16 protein-coding genes are annotated in these 15,113 nt (G+C 42.2%); 5 read left to right on the forward strand and 11 right to left on the reverse strand.

What is annotated here, in order from left to right; translation table 11 throughout:
• Positions 1-12: 12 nt before the first annotated feature.
• The 8 genes from NST80_RS07470 to NST80_RS07505 form a co-directional block, all read right to left on the reverse strand.
• Positions 13-267 (reverse strand): DUF1912 family protein, encoded by a 255-nt coding sequence (locus tag NST80_RS07470; protein ID WP_002886199.1) that lies wholly within the window; start codon positions 265-267, stop codon positions 13-15.
• A gap of 112 nt (positions 268-379) precedes the next feature.
• Positions 380-1,330 carry a homocysteine S-methyltransferase gene (gene mmuM, locus NST80_RS07475; RefSeq protein WP_049553995.1) on the reverse strand — a complete coding sequence of 317 codons (951 nt, stop codon included), beginning with the start codon at positions 1,328-1,330 and terminating at the stop codon, positions 380-382.
• Between the two features lie 11 nt (positions 1,331-1,341).
• Positions 1,342-2,718: an amino acid permease gene (locus NST80_RS07480; protein ID WP_265107439.1), complete on the reverse strand. Its 1,377-nt coding sequence runs from the start codon at positions 2,716-2,718 to the stop codon at positions 1,342-1,344.
• Between the two features lie 129 nt (positions 2,719-2,847).
• Positions 2,848-3,447 carry a ribosome biogenesis GTP-binding protein YihA/YsxC gene (gene yihA, locus NST80_RS07485; RefSeq protein WP_002885996.1) on the reverse strand — a complete coding sequence of 200 codons (600 nt, stop codon included), beginning with the start codon at positions 3,445-3,447 and terminating at the stop codon, positions 2,848-2,850.
• Positions 3,448-3,456: 9 nt separating this feature from the next.
• Positions 3,457-4,683 (reverse strand): ATP-dependent Clp protease ATP-binding subunit ClpX, encoded by a 1,227-nt coding sequence (gene clpX / locus NST80_RS07490; RefSeq protein ID WP_002890340.1) that lies wholly within the window; start codon positions 4,681-4,683, stop codon positions 3,457-3,459.
• A 17-nt stretch (positions 4,684-4,700) separates the two neighbouring features.
• The gene (locus tag NST80_RS07495; protein WP_002886174.1) at positions 4,701-4,871 is read right to left on the reverse strand and encodes a hypothetical protein; all 171 of its coding nucleotides are present in this window, start codon (positions 4,869-4,871) and stop codon (positions 4,701-4,703) included.
• Between the two features lie 4 nt (positions 4,872-4,875).
• Positions 4,876-5,379 carry a dihydrofolate reductase gene (locus NST80_RS07500; RefSeq protein WP_045001870.1) on the reverse strand — a complete coding sequence of 168 codons (504 nt, stop codon included), beginning with the start codon at positions 5,377-5,379 and terminating at the stop codon, positions 4,876-4,878.
• 108 nt (positions 5,380-5,487) lie between these two features.
• Positions 5,488-6,348 (reverse strand): thymidylate synthase, encoded by an 861-nt coding sequence (locus NST80_RS07505; RefSeq protein WP_014633426.1) that lies wholly within the window; start codon positions 6,346-6,348, stop codon positions 5,488-5,490.
• A 305-nt stretch (positions 6,349-6,653) separates the two neighbouring features.
• Here NST80_RS07505 and NST80_RS07510 point away from each other — a divergent pair, with 305 nt between their 5' ends.
• From NST80_RS07510 to NST80_RS07530, 5 genes are all read left to right on the forward strand, one after another.
• A complete protein-coding gene (locus NST80_RS07510; protein WP_183138247.1) occupies positions 6,654-7,820 on the forward strand; it encodes a hydroxymethylglutaryl-CoA synthase in 1,167 nt (388 codons plus the stop codon).
• A gap of 1 nt (position 7,821) precedes the next feature.
• A complete protein-coding gene (locus NST80_RS07515) occupies positions 7,822-9,093 on the forward strand; it encodes a hydroxymethylglutaryl-CoA reductase, degradative (RefSeq protein WP_004182960.1) in 1,272 nt (423 codons plus the stop codon).
• Positions 9,094-9,261: 168 nt separating this feature from the next.
• Positions 9,262-9,711 carry a DUF1836 domain-containing protein gene (locus tag NST80_RS07520; protein WP_002885964.1) on the forward strand — a complete coding sequence of 150 codons (450 nt, stop codon included), beginning with the start codon at positions 9,262-9,264 and terminating at the stop codon, positions 9,709-9,711.
• Complete coding sequence (locus NST80_RS07525) at positions 9,704-10,381, forward strand: hemolysin III family protein (protein WP_002886236.1); 678 nt, start codon at positions 9,704-9,706, stop codon at positions 10,379-10,381. Before NST80_RS07520 ends, NST80_RS07525 begins: the two co-directional genes overlap by 8 nt.
• Positions 10,382-10,437: 56 nt before the next feature.
• Positions 10,438-10,629 (forward strand): PspC domain-containing protein, encoded by a 192-nt coding sequence (locus NST80_RS07530; RefSeq protein ID WP_002886147.1) that lies wholly within the window; start codon positions 10,438-10,440, stop codon positions 10,627-10,629.
• A 74-nt stretch (positions 10,630-10,703) separates the two neighbouring features.
• Here the strand turns inward: NST80_RS07530 and NST80_RS07535 are convergent, their stop codons facing one another.
• The 3 genes from NST80_RS07535 to thrS are packed head-to-tail and all read right to left on the reverse strand — an operon-like array spanning position 10,704 to position 14,726.
• Positions 10,704-11,762 (reverse strand): DUF3114 domain-containing protein, encoded by a 1,059-nt coding sequence (locus NST80_RS07535; protein ID WP_045768978.1) that lies wholly within the window; start codon positions 11,760-11,762, stop codon positions 10,704-10,706.
• A 29-nt stretch (positions 11,763-11,791) separates the two neighbouring features.
• Positions 11,792-12,730, reverse strand: coding sequence for an alpha/beta hydrolase (locus NST80_RS07540; RefSeq protein ID WP_045001872.1), 939 nt, complete (start codon positions 12,728-12,730; stop codon positions 11,792-11,794).
• A gap of 49 nt (positions 12,731-12,779) precedes the next feature.
• The gene (gene thrS, locus NST80_RS07545) at positions 12,780-14,726 is read right to left on the reverse strand and encodes a threonine--tRNA ligase (RefSeq protein ID WP_045768979.1); all 1,947 of its coding nucleotides are present in this window, start codon (positions 14,724-14,726) and stop codon (positions 12,780-12,782) included.
• Between the last annotated feature and the right edge of the window lie 387 nt (positions 14,727-15,113).

Raw genomic sequence — 15,113 nt, forward strand, 5'->3', positions numbered from 1 at the left:
TTTCATCCTCTATTAATAGTGACGTTCCCCGAACAAGCCATCTGGCATATCATGGAAACCTTTGCCAGCACGATAGTTGGCAAACTTACCAATTAGGAAATTGTAAGCATCCAATTTGGCTTCATAACGGTAACTTGCATCACGTGCACGCTCATCGCCATCTTCTTCCCAGATTTTCTTGCTAGCGGCCAAGGCCGTTTCGTTTACTTTAACTTGGGTAACAACCCAGGCTTCGAAGTCTTTTAGAAATTCTTGTTCGTAGGTCATATTTTCCTCTTCATTTTAAAAACCAGCTTAACGCTGGCTTCATTTTCTACTAATAGTGTGTAGAGCTCATAGCCTTACAGTCTCCTATTATAACAAATAATTAGAAATTTGACTAGGTTCTAAACTCTGCATATAAGGCTTTAATGTCATTTGGACGTGTGCGGCAGCAACCACCTAAAATCTTAACCCCAAACTGAGCATGCCAATCCTTGCTGTGTTCAACTAAGGTCAGAGCATCCTTATCCTTAGGTTTCCAAGTCTGCGTACTACCATCATAAACCTCACCTGAGTTGGGGTAAGTAATGAGAGCTTTTCCAGCATTTTTAAGAACAGTAAGAGCCTGATTATACAGCAGAGGCGAACTACAGTTAATTCCTAGAGCCAAGATTTGGTCTGACTGGGCAACAAGCTGGGCAATCTCATCTAGAGAAGTCCCATCACTGATAGTTCCTGGTTCTTGGACTGTAAAACTGATATAAGCTTCAGCTTCTGGAAATTCTTCAGCCAGAAGTTCAATCAAAGCTTGTGCTTCCAGACGATTCGGAATGGTTTCCAAAGCCAACAAATCGACACCCTGGTCTAGGAGAATTTGAATTCGAGGACGATGAAACTCCTTGAGAGCCTCTATGGTAATCTGACCATAATCACCAGTGTACTCAGAACCATTGGCCAAATAGGCTGCGTAAGGACCGACATCACCAGAGATCAATGGATAAGGACGATTAGCTTTCTCACTGTCATCCAAAGTTGCCCAGACCTTATCGCGTGCATTCTTTGCCAACTGAACTGTCAAGGCAATAATCTGCTCCGCTTCTTTCTCATTAAGTCCAACGTCTATCAAGCCTGGCAAGGTTGCCTGATAAGACGATGTGGTAATCAAATCAGCCCCAGCAGCTACATAGGTTTCGTGGATTTTTTGAATAACTTCTGGCTTTTCAAGCAGGTACTTGGCTGACCAGAGTTTGCCAGAAATATCATAACCCAAGCTCTCCATCTCTGTTCCCAGAGCCCCATGAAGAATGAGGGGAGATTTATTCTCTAAATAGTCTTTAAATATTGCCATACAAGGCCTCCTTACCATTTTTTAAAGCGAAGGTAGTGATAGAGGTAGCAGAAAATCATGAAAGGAATACCAAAGTAGAGTCCCGCACGCTGCGAACTATCCCAAGCAATCCCGAGAACAGAAATGGCCAAGAGAACGATTGTAATATAAGGTAGGATTGGGTTAAACGGCGTCTTGTAGTCCAACTCATCATCAGAATGTTCTAAATTCCACTGTTTACGGAAGTTGATTTGTGCCATAGGAATAGAGAGCCAGACAACAACAACTGCAAATCCAGCGATTGATACCAAAGCTAGGTAAACTGTATCTGCTGCATAGATACTTGAAAAGAGCGATAAAACTGCTCCTGCCATAGAAATCAAAAGAGCTGTCATTGGAACACCATGCTTATTAATTTTCACTAGCTTTTTATTGAGCATCCCCTCATTGGCCAAAGACCACAGCATACGGCTTGACGCATAAAGTCCTGAATTTCCAGCAGAAAGGATAGCTGTCAAGATAACAAAGTTCATGATGTCCGCCACAAATGGAATTCCCATCTTGTCAAAGACATCAACGAAAGGTGCTGAAGAAACTCCTGCTTCTTTCATTGGAAGTAGCGAAGCCAAGACCACAATAGTCAAAACAAAGAAGATCACCAAACGACCAATTGTTGTTTTAATCGCCCGAGGAACTGCCTCTTTAGGGTTGTCCGTTTCACCAGCCGCTATACCGATTAACTCTGTTCCTGAAAAGGCATAGTTAACAGCCAACATAACTGACACAATGGCAATACCGCCATTTGGAAAGAGACCATTAGCCGTCAAGTGCTTGAACATAATGGCCTCATGGTGACCATCAAAACTCACCAATTCAAACATAGCCCCAAGACCTAGTATGATGAAAACTAAAATAGCAATGACTTTTATTGACGAGAAGAAGGACTCTGCTTCCGCAAAAGACCTCACACTCAGAGCATTAATCCCAAAAATCACCAAGGCAAAGAATGCCGCAAAAATCCAAGCCGGAACTGATGGAAACCAACGTTGCATCAACATGGCAGCACCGAGAAATTCTGTTCCCAGGGCTACCGTCCAACAAATCCAATAAAGCCAAGCTACCGTAAAGCCGGTTCCCGGACTGATAAATTTAGTAGCATAGGTGTGAAAGGATCCTGTTACTGGCATGGCAACAGCTAGCTCACCTAATGAAAGCATGACCAAGTAAACAACAATAGCTCCCACAAGATAAGATAGGATAGCTCCAAGGGGTCCAGCTTGTGCAATCGTATAGCCTGAACTCAAGAAAAGACCAGTACCAATGACACCACCCAGCGATAGCATAAAGAGGTGTCGAGAAGTCATCTTCCGTTGGAACTGACCCTCATTTTCATAATTATGGTTTTCCATAGATTCCTCCAATATATGTGATAAAACAAGCTTATCACAATATCATTTCCTTGGATAATAAGTGAAAACTATCAAAGAGATAGTTAAAGACTATCACAAGAAAAAAACTCGGATTGCTCCGAGCTTTTCTTACAATTCTGCCAAAATCGTATCCCATGCCTCATCATAACCGTCACGTGTGACTGATGAAAAGACGATAAAATGGTCATTTTTATCAAAATTGAGTTTTTTCTTAATGATAGATTCGTGCTTATTCCATTTTCCGCGAGGAATCTTGTCAGCCTTAGTCGCCACAACAATAACTGGAATTTCATAATACTTAAGAAATTCATACATTTGGATATCGTCTTGAGTTGGTTCATGTCGGAGGTCAACCAAGCTAACAACCACACGAAGATTGTCTCGAGTCACGAGGTACTCCTCAATCATTTTCCCCCATTTGGCACGTTCTTTTTTAGAAACACGGGCATAACCGTAACCTGGCACATCCACAAAGCGTAGCTTGTCGTCAATATTGTAGAAATTGAGCAACTGGGTTTTTCCTGGTTTCCCAGAAGTACGTGCTAGGTTTTTACGACCAAGAAGTGTATTGATAAAGCTTGATTTACCAACATTCGAGCGTCCTGCTAGGGCAACCTCAGGGAGGTCATCCTGGGGATAGTGACTCTTATTTGCTGCACTGAGCAAAATCTCAGCATTGTGCGTATTTAGGACTTGTTCTTCAGCCATAGGTCCTCCTTACGCTGTTTCCAAAACTGGAGCAGCTGTACCGTCAACGGCTTCTTTAGTAATACGAACCTTAGTCACATCTTCCTGGCTAGGAATTTCAAACATGACATCCATCATGACTTCTTCAATGATAGAGCGAAGCCCACGCGCACCAGTCTTACGTTCAATCGCCTTACTTGCAATAGCTTCAAGAGCATCCTGGTCAAACTCAAGTTCAACCCCATCATAAGACAAGAGGGTTTGATACTGTTTAACCAAGGCATTTCTAGGCTCTGTCAAGATACGAACCAAGTCATCCACCGTTAACTGTTCAAGGGCCGCAAGGACTGGCAAACGTCCGATAAACTCGGGGATAAGACCGAATTTTTGGATATCTTCAGCCACAATTTCTTGCATGTATGATGAGTCATCATCAATAGCCTTATTATTTTGACCAAAACCAATGATTTTCTCACCAAGACGTTGCTTAACGATATCTTCGATACCATCAAAAGCACCACCTACGATAAAAAGAATATTCTTTGTATCAATTTGAATCATCTCTTGGTTAGGGTGTTTACGGCCACCTTGAGGTGGAACGCTAGCTACTGTTCCTTCGATAATCTTCAAGAGGGCTTGTTGAACCCCTTCACCAGAAACGTCACGAGTGATTGATACGTTTTCACCTTTTTTAGCAATCTTATCAATCTCGTCGACATAGATGATGCCACGTTCCGCACGTTCAATATTGAAGTCTGCCGCTTGGATCAGTTTGAGGAGGATATTTTCCACGTCCTCACCCACATAACCTGCCTCAGTCAATGATGTCGCATCCGCAATCGCGAAAGGAACATTCAAGCTACGAGCCAAGGTCTGAGCCAAGAAAGTCTTCCCTGAACCAGTTGGTCCAATCATGAGAATATTTGATTTTTGCAAATCAACATCATTGTCTTCACGACTTTCTGTGAAGTTGATACGTTTATAGTGGTTGTAAACAGCTACCGCCAAGGCACGTTTAGCACGGTCTTGCCCCACGACATAATTGTTCAAAATATCCAAAAGTTCTTTTGGCTTTGGTGTTTCAGCCAAGTCAGCCAAAACTTCTTCTGCCATTTCCTCACGAATGATTTCTTGTGACAAGGCCACACATTCGTTACAGATAAAGACGCCATTGCCGGCAATAATTTTCTTTACTTCTTCTTGGTTTTTGCCACAAAATGAACAATAAACCATTTCTTCATTACGATTTCCAGCCATTTATTCCTCACTCTTTTCTAAAATAGGGTGCCATAGAAGGCGTGAATAGTATTGACAAGGTTGGTAAAAGCATTTAAAAAGAGAAAAACTGCTAACCCATAACGTTTCTTGCGAAAGGCAGGAATGGCAGAGAGCACACAAAGTACCCCCAATAATGCAGTAAATAACCCAAAAACACTACGTTGCATGAACCTAGTCTCCTTCTTTTTCATAGCGACTTATGATAAAGTCGTAGGCATTTTTATCATCCTTGGCCACACGTTCGTGTGATACCTCTTTAAATGCCGTCATATCTAGTTGTGGAAAATACGTGTCTCCCTCTAAATCAGCCTCAATAGTTGTCTTGATGAGTGCATCATAATGTCCATCAAAAGCCTTGTAGACACCAGCACCACCAGCAATATAGAGATCCTTATCTTGCTGTTCAAACCAGGCTAGGGCTTCCTCAACACTCGTAACGGTCGTTACACCCTCACAGTCGAAGTCCTCGTCTCGTGTCAAAATCAAGGTTTCACGTCCTGGCAGGCAACGACGGTTCATGCCATCAAAGGTCACACGCCCCATGAGAATTGCTGAGCCCATGGTCGTTTTCTTGAAATGTGCCAGTTCAGCAGGCAAATGCCAAGGCATGGTGTGATTCTTCCCAATAACATGGTTACGAGCTTCCGCCCAAATAGCAATGAGTTGTTTAGACAAAGTATTTCCTTTTCTTTTTAAGTTTACAATCCATTCTAACAAAAAAAGAGAAAAAGAGCTTGGAAAAAACTTTGCCAGCTCTTTATGGACTTAAATTATCAACGTTTATTAAATTGCTAAGTCAAATTTGAGTTGAGGCTTAACAGGATCATAGTCAACCAATTCAAAATCTTCCGGTTTGATATCAAAGAAATTAGTTCCATCAGGAATATTGAGGACTAAACGTGGTTGGCAATCAGATGGCTGACGTTTGAGAAGTTCTTCAGCTTGCTCAAATTGATTGTCATAGATATGGAGGTTGTTGATGAAATAAAAGAATTTACCAACTTTCCAACCAAAGTGCTTGGCAATCATCATCTGAAGAGCCACATACTGCATGGCATTAATATGATGAGCCACCAACATATCGTTAGAGCGTTGCGTCAAAGTGGCGTCCAAATAAATGTCCTCACCCACACGACGAACATCAAACATGGTTTGGAAAGCACAAGGCTGAAGTCCTGCTGTCTCCTCGAAGGCCTCGTAATCCCAAAGGGAGATGACATTGCGACGATTCCATGGATTAGCCTCCAACTGAGCCAGCAAACGGTTAATGATATCGTGCTTCTTAACGACCGCCCCATAACGCTGACCAATTGAACGCTTGTCCCCATTATTGGCAGGCACGCCTTCAACTTCCCAATCATTCCAATAATGCACATTATACTTGTCTTCAAGGACATCTAGGCTGTTTGTCTGGTCTTGATAAATCCAAAACACTTCTTTGATAGCAGATTTGATAGCGATAGGACGAAGAGTGGTAATTGGAAACTCTCCCTTGCTCAAGTCATATTCTGCAAAAGCTCCAGTGATGTATTTGGAATTGGCTGTCGTACCATCCTTATATTTAGGACGTGCTTGCTCTGACCAAACGCCTTCTTCCATGATTTTAGTGATATTTTCTTTAAAAATAGTGTCTGCTTTTGTCATGATTTTCCTCTTTATTCAATGTCACATTTAACGCTCGCAACATATATAGAAACAACTTTACTTCTCTAACATAGCTAGAAAACTACTAGAGTGCCACTTCAATTTTACCTTATTCTGGTGTAAATGAGAAATATAAGCTATGGAATAGCAAAAGTAAGTCGTGTAAAATCCCCCAGTTCCTATCAAAAAATAAGATATAACTAACTATCAAAGTTTTTTCAAGGCGAAAGCGCTCTTTTATGGTAAAATCACTATAGATTAGTATCATCTGGATACTCTACAATGAAGAAAAAAGGAAACATCATATGTCTATTGGAATTGATAAGATTGGTTTTGCGACCAGTCAATATGTTCTAAAAATGGCTGATCTCGCTCTTGCCCGTGGGGCGGAGCCTGAAAAATTCAGCAAGGGGCTGATGCTTGATGCAACCAGTATTACGCCGATTACAGAAGATATCGTGACGCTTGCCTCTGATGCGGCGGCTGATATTTTAAATGACGACGACAAAAAAGCTATCGATATGGTCATCGTGGCTACTGAGTCTTCCATTGACCAGTCCAAGGCTGCTGCTGTCTATGTTCACAGTCTTTTAGGTATTCAGCCTTTTGCCCGTTCTTTTGAAATGAAGGAAGCTTGTTACGCTGCAACAGCTGGACTTAACTACGCTAAATTGCACGTGGCAGCCCACCCAGATAGCAAAGTTCTGATTATCGCTAGTGATATTGCCCGCTATGGTGTCGGATCTTCTGGGGAGTCAACTCAAGGAGCTGGTGCTGTAGCTATGCTAGTCAGTCAGAATCCACGTATTTTGGAACTTGCTGATGATAATGTGGCACAAACTCGTGATGTCATGGACTTCTGGCGTCCAAACTATAGTTCAACGCCTTATGTTCAAGGCATCTATTCAACCAAACAGTACCTTGACAGTTTGAAGACAACTTGGGCAGCTTATCAAGAACGCCATCAGGCTGACTTTGCTGATTTTGCCGCTTTTTGTCTCCACCTTCCTTATCCTAAGCTAGCTCTTAAGGGACTTAACAAGATTATTCCAAAAGATTTGAATCCAGAGAATAAAGAGCGTCTGACAAATAACTTTGATGCTTCAATTACCTATAGTCGTCAAATTGGAAACATCTATACAGGGTCACTCTATCTTGGACTTCTTTCTTTGCTTGAACAGTCGCAAGACCTTAAAGCCGGAGATAAGATTGGCTTCTTCTCTTACGGTTCTGGAGCTGTCTCTGAAATTTTCTCAGGACGTCTGGTTGAAGGTTACAAAGACCTGCTTCGTTCGGATCGTCTAGATATCTTTGCCAAACGTCAACACTTGAGCGTTTCTGATTATGAAAAACTTTTCTATGAAGAGGCTCAGTTGGATGACACTGGTTCTACTCAATTCGCTGATTACCAAACCGGAGCTTTCCGTTTAGCCGAAATCTCTGAACACCAACATATCTACAAAGGAAATTAATATGACTAAACTCTCTTGGACTGGTTTTTCCAAGAAGACACCGCAAGAACGTAAGGAGCATTTGAAAAAGAATGCTCTTTTGTCTCAGGAAAATCAAGATCTTCTGGATAAGGACCAACAACTTGCCCTTGAAACAGCCAATCAAATGGCTGAAAATGTTATTGGTCGATTCACACTACCCTTTGCCATTTGCCCAGATGTATTGGTAGATGGTGTGACCTATCAGGTTCCCATGGTTACCGAGGAACCCTCAGTTGTGGCTGCTGCTTCCTATGCTAGCAAGCTCATTAAGCGCTCTGGCGGTTTCACAACTACGATTCATGACCGTCAGATGATTGGCCAAGTCGCCCTCTTTGATGTCCCTGATAAGGTTTCTGCTTCAAGCAAAATTCAAGCAGCCAGTCAGGAACTTATTGAGATTGCCAAAGAGGCTCACCCTTCTATTGTTAAGCGTGGGGGTGGCCCTCGCAAGCTCTGGACTGAGACTAAAGGAAACTTCCTCATTGTCTATCTAGCCGTTGATACCCAAGAAGCCATGGGAGCCAATATGGTCAACACCATGATGGAAGCCCTGGTGCCAGAATTAGAAAACCTGTCAGAAGGTCAAAGCCTTATGGCTATTCTCTCAAATCTAGCCACTGAGAGTCTTGTGACAGCGACTTGTCGTCTTAGCACACGCTTCCTCAGTCGAAATAAGGAAGAGGCACATGACCTAGCCAAGAAAATGGAGATGGCCAGCCAACTGGCTCAGGTAGACCCCTACCGAGCAGCTACCCATAACAAGGGAATTTTCAATGGTATCGATGCCCTAGTTATCGCAACCGGAAATGATTGGCGAGCAGTTGAGGCCGGTAGTCATGCCTTTGCTAGCAAGGATGGTAGCTACCGTGGTCTGTCCACATGGACTTATGATCAGGAAGCTAAGGAACTTGTTGGAGAATTAACCCTCCCCATGCCAATCGCAACCCGTGGCGGTTCTATCGGACTTAACCCCAGTGCTTCTATCGCCCATGACTTGCTTAATCATCCAGATGCCAAAACTCTAGCCAGTATCATCGTCTCTCTTGGTTTGGCACAAAATCTGGCTGCTCTCAAAGCTCTGACTTCAACAGGAATTCAAGCAGGACATATGAGACTCCAAGCCAAATCTCTGGCCTTGTTAGCCGGAGCTAGTCCTGAAGAAATGCCTCAAGTTTTGGCTGAACTTCTCAAGGCCAAACATATGAACCAAGAAACTGCACAAGCAATTTTGGAGAAACTCAGAACCCCATAAGAAGTGATTCAAAAGCATAAAAAATCACTCTGCCTTATCACATAAAAAATAAAGATGTTGGAAATTTTATCTCAACATCTTTTTCATATCTTCCAAGTTCTGACTTGACTTGAATTTCTATAATGTTATAATCTAGTTATGAAAACTAGATAAAGAGGTTTTTATAATTTGACAACACAACAATACCCTCTCTGGGAAGAATTACCAGAGATCGAACTCTATTTGGATCAGGTTTTGCTCTATGTCAATCAGGTCACCCAAAGCACTTTGGGACCAAACGACAAGGGGCTAACCGCCTCTATGGTCAATAATTATGTCAAACATGGCCATGTCGCAAAACCCATCAAGAAAAAATATAATGCCGCTCAGGTAGCTAGACTTATTGTCATCACTAGTCTAAAGACCGTCTTTGAGATTTCTGAGATTGCTAAAACCTTGGAAATCCTACGAACAGATGCTGAAAGTCAAAAGAGCTACTACAATGACTTTGTAGCCTGTATGAATGGTCAGTTTCCCCAAGAAGCTCCACAAGTCATACTCTCAGCCTGTCAGACGCTACAATGCTACCGAGCTACTCATCAACTTTTGAACGACCTTGAAGGAGGAAATAATGTCTAATACTGCTACTTTTAATACTTCTCCCAACCTCAAACTCAGTAAAAAACTTAGCTTTGGTGAGGAAGTGGCAAACAGTGTGACTCACGCCGTCGGAGCTGTGGCCATGTTGGTCTTACTGCCAATTACTGCTGTTCATGCCAACAACGGCTACGGCATGACTGCTGCTGTCGGAATGTCTGTTTTCGTTATCAGCCTATTCCTCATGTTTTTGAGCTCAGCCATCTACCATGCTATGGATTACAACTCACCCCACAAGATGGTTCTAAGAATTATTGACCACAGCATGATTTATATCGCCATTGCTGGAAGCTACACCCCTGTTGCCCTCTCATTGGTTGGCGGTTGGCTAGGCTATAGCATCATCATCCTTCAATGGGGAACAACAATTTTTGGTATTCTCTATAAAATCTTTGCTAAAAAAATCAATGAAAAATTCTCCCTCTTCCTCTATCTAATGATGGGATGGTTGGTTATCTTTATCATTCCAGCTATCGTCACTAAGACAGGCCCAGCCTTTTGGGGACTCATGCTTGCTGGAGGATTGTCATACACGGTTGGAGCAGCTTTCTATGCTAAGAAAAAACCATACTTCCACATGATTTGGCACCTCTTCATCATGCTGGCTTCAGCGCTTCAATATCTGGGTATCGTCTACTTCATGCTTCCTTAAGCTAATACCAGACCGCAAGTTGTTATGGTATAATAAGGCATACGGAGGTAAATCATATGAAAAAAGAACTCAGACGAGATCCAAACAACAAAATCATTGCTGGTGTTTGTTCTGGTATTGCTAAATATCTTGATATCGACCCTGTCATTATTCGCCTCATTTGGGCTGCAGCGATTTTCTTATTCGGAACAGGCTTTCTTTTCTACATCATTTGCTGGATTATTATCCCAGAAGAAAGCAAGTGGTAAGTTATCATTGAATATACAAAAAAGTGATACAGACCTAAATTTCTTACCATTTAGGTCTGTATCACTTTCTTTTTTTATTTTCTCAAGCGGAAAATCAAATAGCTGACATTAACAAGGAGTAAAACACTCCAAAGAATGAGAAAGGGAATATTTCCTCGGACAGCATTGTGCCAAATACCTAGGGCGTATAAAGCCATAAAGACTAGTGAGCCTAGAACCGCTGTTCCTTTATTGTTTTGTGGTTGTTTAGACATATGAACCTCCTTTGTTTGCTTTTTCTGAACCGGTTTAAAGCCATAAACCAGAGCGAGAAAAAGTCTGGCTTGGTGTTTAACATCATTTGCCAAAGACCTATGGGACTGGGCATAGATGCCTTTTGGATTGTAGAAAGATTTATCAAACTGTTCAGACGCTTGCTGTCCCCAACGTTTTTTCAATTTGTTGGGTGAACGAAAGCCCCTAGTCATTCGATTACGAAAATCAGGGTCATGTGGTTGGACCGGCTCCACATCCAATTGCCAGTGGCGCTTGAAATTACCATAGTTAAAACTGGCACCATTAACAACCCCACTCTCAGTCACCTGCTCCACATCGACCTCATTGAGAAAATTCCCCTGACTATCCAGAATAAACTCAATCCGATTATAGAGAAGAATTTTCAAATTAACACTTGGAATCCCATCAGGATAAACCGCCTTGCCATCACAGATAGAAATCTTTTGGTGCAAACGTCCCTGATCAAACATGGTGAAAGGCTTCCATCTCAGATAGACAGCCAAAGCTTCTTTATCTGTCATCCCTGGCTTTTTATAATGCGTCCTCACATACTGGGCCTGTTGACTAGAAATCAGGTAACGTAGCTGATGGATTTGTCTCTCAATAGAGGCATTCTTAGACAAACTATCACCAGGAAAAGCCAGGTCTACCAATTTAACGACATCCTTCCAAAAGGAATCATGCGGTGCCAAGTCAGGATCAAAATAAGATAAAAGGTGTTGGGTTTCTTCAAGCTCTCCCGATAAATCCTCTGGCATCCCTATATAAGCTAACAATAGCTTTAGCACCTGCAATGGCTGGTAGTCCCTTTGCCAGTCCTCCCATAAGTTTCGAAAGGCTTTTGAACCAATGAGCATCACATCTCTCCTCAATAACATACGTAAATTTAATCAATCGTCTCTTTGATGAACCCCTCTATCTTTGCTACTACCTCTTTGGTCTGATAGTGATAAAGATAATGCGGAGAATCATAAAAAGTCACTTCGATATTTTTCTGGTCCTTTGCAAAGCTAGTCGCATAATGCCGCCAGTCCTTCTGGCTAAAACCAGTACCCCCACCATTCGAGACCATCAGTAAGATTGGAATTTGTGAATCAATGCTAGAAGTAACCTTTTTCGCATTTTCCTTAACAGACAGGCTCTCATTTAACATAGCCTTTGACAAAATTTGACGATAGGCTATCCGTTGATAGAGGCGGTGGTCACTACTACTGAGATTGGCATTAGGCACATATAAGCGACTCGGTAAATACCTTAATAAGCCTAATTGACTTCCCCAACGAGCCATACGTAAAATCTGGGGATGTATTGTTAAATGAGAGTAACTTTCTGGTAGGGCCCAATCTAAACCAATGATAGCTTTCACTTCACTAGGATATTTTTCCTGCCACAGAAGTGTCTCTAAGGAGGCCATCGAATGAGAAAGGATAATATAAGGACCTGAGACATGAGCCCTGGCTAGGGCTTGACGTGTCTCTGAAAGAACCTCAGAAACATCTCGGGACTTGGATGTGTCCTCACTGTAACCATAGCCAGCCCTTTCAACAACGACTATCTTATACTGCTTCGAAAACCCATCATACAAGTCTTTAAAATCTAGAATGGGAGAGGCTGTTCCAGCACCAGAAAGAAAAACTAGAGTTTGTGGCCCCTCCCCCTTTACAAAGACACTCATGTCATGACCATTCACAGACACCATTTGCCCCACAGGATTGAGAGAAGCCTTCTCTCTTTGCAAGGCCAATCTATGATAGGTAAAGCTCGCCAGTAACAAGAGCAGGACTGCTCCCAGCAGAAATAAGAGTCTTTTCATAAAAACGTGCATGGTTTATCCTACTAAAAAGTCAGCTAGCTTAGCTAACCGACTTTCTGATTTATTCGGCATCTGGGCGTGATTTGCGAGCAATATCAGCAAGGATATTTTCTACAAATTCTGACACAGCTTCAGTGTGTGTTTGTTTTTGTCCATAGCGACGAACGTTAACAGTTCCGTCTTCCATTTCCTTATCACCAACAATCAATTGGTAAGGGATTTTTTGTGTTTGAGACGCACGAATCTTGTATTGCATTTTCTCGTTACGTTCATCCACTTCAACACGGATACCACGGTCACGAAGTTGTTTAGCAACTTCCCAAGCGTAATCTGTGTGGGCTTCATTTGAAACTGGGATAACAGTCACTTGTTGAGGTGCCAACCAAGTTGGGAAGGCTCCTTTATAGTTTTCAATAAGGATAGCTGTAAAGCGTTCCATTGTTGAGATAACACCACGGTGAATCATAACTGGACGGTGTTCTTCCCCATCAGCTCCGATGTATTTAAGGTCAAAGCGTTCTGGAAGCAAGAAGTCCAATTGGATAGTAGAAAGTGTTTCTTCATTACCAAGGGCAGTCTTCACTTGGATATCAAGTTTTGGACCGTAGAAGGCAGCTTCACCTTCTGCTTCAAAGTAGTCGAGTTCCATGTCATCCATGGCTGATTTCAACATGCTTTGAGCATTTTCCCACATTTCATCATTGTCAAAGTATTTGTGAGTATCTTTAGGGTCGCGGTATGACAAACGGAAACGATAGTCAGTCAAGTTGAAATCTTCGTAAACGTCGATAATCAATTGAAGCGTACGTTGGAACTCATCTTTGATTTGTTCAGGTGTTACGAAAGTATGACCGTCATTAAGTGACATTTCACGCACACGTTGAAGTCCTGTAAGGGCACCAGATTTTTCATAACGGTGCATCATACCAATTTCAGCGATACGGATAGGCAATTCGCGGTAAGAATGCACATGGTGTTTGTAAACTTCGATGTGGTGAGGACAGTTCATTGGACGAAGGACAAACTCTTCTCCATCCCCCATATCCATTGGTGGGAACATGTCTTCACGGTAGTGATCCCAGTGACCTGAAGTTTTATAAAGTTCTACAGAAGCAATTGGTGGAGTGTATACGTGTTGGTAGCCTGCTGCTACTTCCTTATCAACAATGTAGCGTTCCAAGACACGACGGATTGTCGCACCGTTTGGCAACCAGAATGGAAGACCTTGACCAACCTCTTGAGAAATCATGAACAAATCAAGTTCTTTACCAAGTTTACGGTGGTCACGTTCTTTAGCTTCTTCAAGGCGTTTAAGGTAAGCCTTGAGATCTTTTTTATCGAACCAAGCTGTACCGTAGATACGTTGCATCATAGCATTATCGCTATTTCCACGCCAGTAAGCACCTGCAACATTCAAAAGGTGGAAGACTTGGATACGACCAGTTGATGGTACGTGTGGGCCACGGCAAAGGTCAACGTACTCACCTTGACGGTAGATAGTCAAACCACCTTCGTCTTCTGAGTGCTCTTCAATCAATTCCAATTTATATGGGTCATTTTTGAAGATTTCACGCGCTTCGTCTTTAGTCACTTCTTCACGGATTGATGGGAAGTTTTCCTTAACGATTTTCTTCATTTCTTCTTCGATACGAGAAAGGTCTTCGTTAGAAATTTGACCAGCTTCATTGTCAGTATCGTAGTAGAAACCATCTTCGATAGCTGGACCAACACCCAAATGAATATCTGGGAAAAGGCGACGAGCTGCTTGGGCAAACAAGTGAGCCGCTGAGTGACGCAAGATTGGAAGAGCGTCTTCGTGATCAGGTGTCACGATTTCGATGCTTCCATCTTCAGTGATTGCACGAGTTGTGTCAATCAATTTACCGTTAAATTTACCAGCAAGAGCTTTCTTAGCCAAAGAGTTGCTGATAGATTGTGCAATTTCAAAAGTTGTAACGCCAGATTCGAATTCACGAACAGCGCCATCTGGGAAAGTAATGTTAATCATCGTATTCTCCTTTATTATTGTTAGCATGAATATTATCGAGGTGCTCTTGAAATCAGGAACAGAAACGTTTTACTATCTTAAATATAAAAAAGCGACATCCTCAAAAGGACGTCGCAACGTGGTTCCACCTTAGTTCATGTACGACAAAAAACGAGTCTGTCCTACACCTCTGATTGGCTCTAACGTAGCCACCGTTTTATGTTTGCATAAAAAGTTAATCGAGTAGTCCCAATCATGTCCTCTGCGTGATTTCCAGCACCACACGCTCTCTGAAAGATTTCCCATGACTGATATGTCTCTATGCGTTATTATAGCATGAAACTGTAATTTTTCAAGCTAATTATCTCTTTTATTAATCCATTCTAAGATTTTATCTGACTAGGAAAA

The organism is Streptococcus sp. FSL K6-1323 (assembly GCF_038630745.1).
Classification (GTDB): domain Bacteria; phylum Bacillota; class Bacilli; order Lactobacillales; family Streptococcaceae; genus Streptococcus; species Streptococcus salivarius_D.

Excerpts from the sequence above, each read along its gene's own strand:
- NST80_RS07470 (WP_002886199.1), bottom strand. The coding sequence starts at position 267 with ATGACCTACGAACAAGAATTTCTAAAAGACTTCGAAGCCTGGGTTGTT.
- mmuM (WP_049553995.1), bottom strand. The coding sequence starts at position 1,330 with ATGGCAATATTTAAAGACTATTTAGAGAATAAATCTCCCCTCATTCTT.
- NST80_RS07480 (WP_265107439.1), bottom strand. The coding sequence starts at position 2,718 with ATGGAAAACCATAATTATGAAAATGAGGGTCAGTTCCAACGGAAGATG.
- yihA (WP_002885996.1), bottom strand. The coding sequence starts at position 3,447 with ATGGCTGAAGAACAAGTCCTAAATACGCACAATGCTGAGATTTTGCTC.
- clpX (WP_002890340.1), bottom strand. The coding sequence starts at position 4,683 with ATGGCTGGAAATCGTAATGAAGAAATGGTTTATTGTTCATTTTGTGGC.
- NST80_RS07495 (WP_002886174.1), bottom strand. The coding sequence starts at position 4,871 with ATGCAACGTAGTGTTTTTGGGTTATTTACTGCATTATTGGGGGTACTT.
- NST80_RS07505 (WP_014633426.1), bottom strand. The coding sequence starts at position 6,348 with ATGACAAAAGCAGACACTATTTTTAAAGAAAATATCACTAAAATCATG.
- NST80_RS07510 (WP_183138247.1), top strand. The coding sequence starts at position 6,654 with ATGTCTATTGGAATTGATAAGATTGGTTTTGCGACCAGTCAATATGTT.
- NST80_RS07515 (WP_004182960.1), top strand. The coding sequence starts at position 7,822 with ATGACTAAACTCTCTTGGACTGGTTTTTCCAAGAAGACACCGCAAGAA.
- NST80_RS07525 (WP_002886236.1), top strand. The coding sequence starts at position 9,704 with ATGTCTAATACTGCTACTTTTAATACTTCTCCCAACCTCAAACTCAGT.
- NST80_RS07530 (WP_002886147.1), top strand. The coding sequence starts at position 10,438 with ATGAAAAAAGAACTCAGACGAGATCCAAACAACAAAATCATTGCTGGT.
- NST80_RS07535 (WP_045768978.1), bottom strand. The coding sequence starts at position 11,762 with ATGCTCATTGGTTCAAAAGCCTTTCGAAACTTATGGGAGGACTGGCAA.
- NST80_RS07540 (WP_045001872.1), bottom strand. The coding sequence starts at position 12,730 with ATGCACGTTTTTATGAAAAGACTCTTATTTCTGCTGGGAGCAGTCCTG.
- thrS (WP_045768979.1), bottom strand. The coding sequence starts at position 14,726 with ATGATTAACATTACTTTCCCAGATGGCGCTGTTCGTGAATTCGAATCT.